This window comes from Candidatus Culexarchaeum yellowstonense (genome assembly GCF_024707025.1).
Classification (GTDB): Archaea; Thermoproteota; Methanomethylicia; order Culexarchaeales; family Culexarchaeaceae; genus Culexarchaeum.
The window spans coordinates 1-3,280 of sequence record NZ_JANGFQ010000145.1 but is presented as its reverse complement, the minus strand read 5'-3'; the positions used below and the strand labels follow the sequence as shown (position 1 = coordinate 3,280).

At 37.3% G+C, this 3,280-nt stretch carries 6 protein-coding genes; all 6 read right to left on the bottom strand.

Going from position 1 to position 3,280, the window contains the following annotated elements; genetic code table 11:
• Positions 1 to 554 (bottom strand): hypothetical protein (locus tag MRT15_RS09810; protein ID WP_304329914.1); only part of this gene is annotated, 554 nt, incomplete at its 3' end.
• Between the two features lie 279 nt (positions 555 to 833).
• Positions 834 to 1,079, bottom strand: a complete 246-nt coding sequence (locus MRT15_RS09805; protein ID WP_304329913.1) for a hypothetical protein — start codon at positions 1,077 to 1,079, stop codon at positions 834 to 836.
• A 48-nt stretch (positions 1,080 to 1,127) separates the two neighbouring features.
• The gene (locus tag MRT15_RS09800) at positions 1,128 to 1,304 is read right to left on the bottom strand and encodes a hypothetical protein (RefSeq protein WP_304329912.1); all 177 of its coding nucleotides are present in this window, start codon (positions 1,302 to 1,304) and stop codon (positions 1,128 to 1,130) included.
• A gap of 192 nt (positions 1,305 to 1,496) precedes the next feature.
• Positions 1,497 to 2,051 carry a hypothetical protein gene (locus MRT15_RS09795; protein WP_304329911.1) on the bottom strand — a complete coding sequence of 185 codons (555 nt, stop codon included), beginning with the start codon at positions 2,049 to 2,051 and terminating at the stop codon, positions 1,497 to 1,499.
• A complete protein-coding gene (locus MRT15_RS09790) occupies positions 2,038 to 2,244 on the bottom strand; it encodes a hypothetical protein (protein WP_304329910.1) in 207 nt (68 codons plus the stop codon). The genes MRT15_RS09795 and MRT15_RS09790 overlap by 14 nt, the downstream gene beginning before the upstream one ends.
• 332 nt (positions 2,245 to 2,576) lie before the next feature.
• A partial coding sequence (locus MRT15_RS09785) for a hypothetical protein (protein ID WP_304329909.1) occupies positions 2,577 to 3,280 on the bottom strand: 704 nt, incomplete at its 5' end.

Genomic DNA, 3,280 nt, shown 5'->3' with positions numbered 1-3,280 from the left:
TTAGTTCTACCAGCTAAAACCCTCACAGCATTTAGCAGTTTCAACTTATCAATATAAGAATCATAAGCAGCTTCAACCTGTGTAACCTTAACACTAAGCTTTTCCTCTCTCCCAAAAAACACCTTCCACATCTCATTTAACTTATCCACTAATTCCCCATTCACATATTCAACAATGGATCTATTCGCCTTGAGAAACCCCTCAAAATCGAAATTATCAGCATATGGATCTATCCAATTAGTGTTATTGTATTCATAACCCGAATAATCAAAACCAATTTTCGTTTTAGCGTATTCAATCCCATTTAGAAACACCCTTATCATTGGGGGAGTAAACCTCTCCAAGTAAGGCTTTACCATCACCCGAAACCATGAATTAATCGGTAAATAGAAAACCTTTTCATATAGAAGCTTATCCCCTACAACCCTAGTATATGTTAAAAGCCTCGAATTTAACACTTGCTCTTTACTCAACTGTAAACTGTTTACAACTACGACATCTCCAAATCTAGTAAACTCATAAAAATCCTTTTCACCATAACGCAGCAAATCCACACATTCACTTACATCATTAATCTCTATATTCTTCCTAAACGCAACCTGTAAACACCGTATTGTCCTGTAAAGCCTAAAGAAATTCTTAGTCATTTCCTCGAATACTCTACTCGATCGATATTCTCGATAGATATCCCTATACTCCCCGATCTTCAAATAAGCAAAAAAGTAAGGATAAGCCTTAACCCAAATCCGATCTAGGTAAAAGGATTTAAGGGAGAAAAAAGAATTATGTTTTTGAATACGTCATCCCCCCATCTCCCCTTCCAAGCTATTTAGCTATTCCTCGATTTTCTCAATTATTTCACATATACCACTAAACGATCCTCTGTTTTTCTCGAATAACTTGAATAGCAAATAATCCGTGGGAATTACATATCGGTCTATTCTATCAAATCCACTCTCGCCCTTCCTCGAAACAGTTAATGTTATTTTTCCCTCCCCTATGAATATTGAGAGTATTGTTTTATTCTCTCCCTTTATTGTAATGGGCTTTTCCTTTTCGGGCTTTTCTTTTTCGCTCACACAATTCACCTCAATACCTGTATATTAGTAAACTCCCTTATATATTTACTAACTATGAGCTTTACAATATTCCCTCAACAACCGATCCACAAGCCGTATTGCATCACTATAACTTTTAACCCTAAACCCATACTTCCATTTAACAAGTATCTCAAAAGCATCCAAGTCTATATTCACGTGCTTAAAGGGTTTATTCCCGCTATACCTTATGGTCCTCTCCTCCATACTCCACACCAATAAATTTACAAGAGCCCTCTCGCCCGCGAGCCCCCCTGCCTAACTTTATATGCGTCCCCATACCTCAACCCAGCCAAAACTCCAAAGCAACCAAAAAACCAGCCACGCAAAAACAACAATTGTCATTAAATCAACGCCACCCATAATTTACAGCATTACACACATCAAAGCCTTCCTTCACTATGTAACAGTCTGGGAAACTCGTTTTTCAATATTGTATAACTTAAAATAGTGTTCTTTTTGTTCCTTACTCATTGGAGTAAATTCCTGCCTCTCACTCTCAACATAAGTAGCTATTCTAAATGCATTATACCAATCAGCTAACTTTATCGCAACCAAATCAGGATCAAACTCCCCCTCTACTACTTTAATCGCTAAACCAACAACAAATCCCCTGAATTCTGCTCCAGAACTTCCATAATAAACCCTATCACACATGTAATATATGCAATGCAAATCTCTCATTTTATCATAACGGTAATACATCCACACATCATAATCTTCCTTATAATAAGGAAGATCCACATGACGCCTTGCATGATAAACAATGTCTGGTTTATTCATCCACTCCTTATCAGCAATAGTTACAGCAAAAACATAAACATTTCTTTTCGGCTCTTCAACAACAACAAGCTTTTCCTCAGCTTTTTCCTCAATCTTAACCTCTATTTTCTCTTCCTCAACAACTTGTTTTTCCTCAGTCTTTTCAACACTTATATTTTCACTTCCTAACAATTTCAACACCCTCTAACAACATTCTAGCAACATCCTTACTCGTGATTTCTTCCTCTAAAACGTAAACAACTACATAAGCAGGTTTACCAACATACTCCCTTGGAACCACTACTTGGACAAGTCCATATCTCTCCCTTCCCTTAATCCTAAGTGGCTTAACTTTCTCAATATACTTTTCAATTCTCTTTACCACACCAACCACCACATTTTTAAGTTTCTATTAATCCCTTATAAACATTAATTGTAAACACCAGCAACAACATTTATTAACCCCCACCAACTATTATTTAATTAGAATCAGGATTTGAAAAAACAAGGTGGGAAAAAACACTTCTTGCTTCCTCGAGTCTCCAGTGGATATACAGCAACTCGAAAACATTACTTGCAAGATATCAAAAATCCCACCCGAACCCCCGATCCACTTAAAACAGAAACCTCTCCAATAACCAACACCTAATAGAGAAACCATAACCATAAGCTTATACATATGCCTCTTAATGGAGCAAGAGAGCAAGGACTTTATGGTTATGGTTTCTCTGGTTGGGTGGGTTGGGATAGATTGATCATGTTGGTTGGTATTCCACTCAATAATTCACGGATCTTTTCATGAATAAAAACGTATTCAGGCTTCAACCTGTAAACAGAATACCTTCCACGGGCTTTTACCTCAATCAATCCACGTTTCTTATACACCCTTGCAACATCTCGATAAGTAGAGCTTCCACGTATTTGCCCATGTAAAAAGAGATCTAATAGGAAAATCTCGTGCAAATCCCGATTCTCAACACCACTAGGAATAAAAGGCTGCAGCAATTTCCTAACATCATCTAGAACAGAATCATCACCAATTGCCATATTTACATCACTTACAGCATTCACTACTTCCTCATTAAAGATATCACTTATCGAGAATTCACGGGCTTCCTTATTCACTCTAAGGGTTATCTCCAACCTATTCAAAACCCCCTTATCCCGCTTATTCACGGCTTTAGAGTAAACCTTAACCTGCAACCCCTTTCTCAATGTTACATAATACTTAACACCCACGTCATCACTCCAAGTAAAACCATCTTGCATTATTGGGAGATCGTATTTCAAGGTCTTAGTTCTACCAGCTAAAACCCTCACAGCATTTAGCAGTTTCAACTTATCAATATAAGAATCATAAGCAGCTTCAACCTGTGTAACCTTAACACTAAGCTTTTCCTCTCTCCCAAAAAACACCTTCC

Excerpts from the sequence above, each read along its gene's own strand:
- MRT15_RS09800 (WP_304329912.1), bottom strand. The coding sequence starts at position 1,304 with ATGGAGGAGAGGACCATAAGGTATAGCGGGAATAAACCCTTTAAGCAC.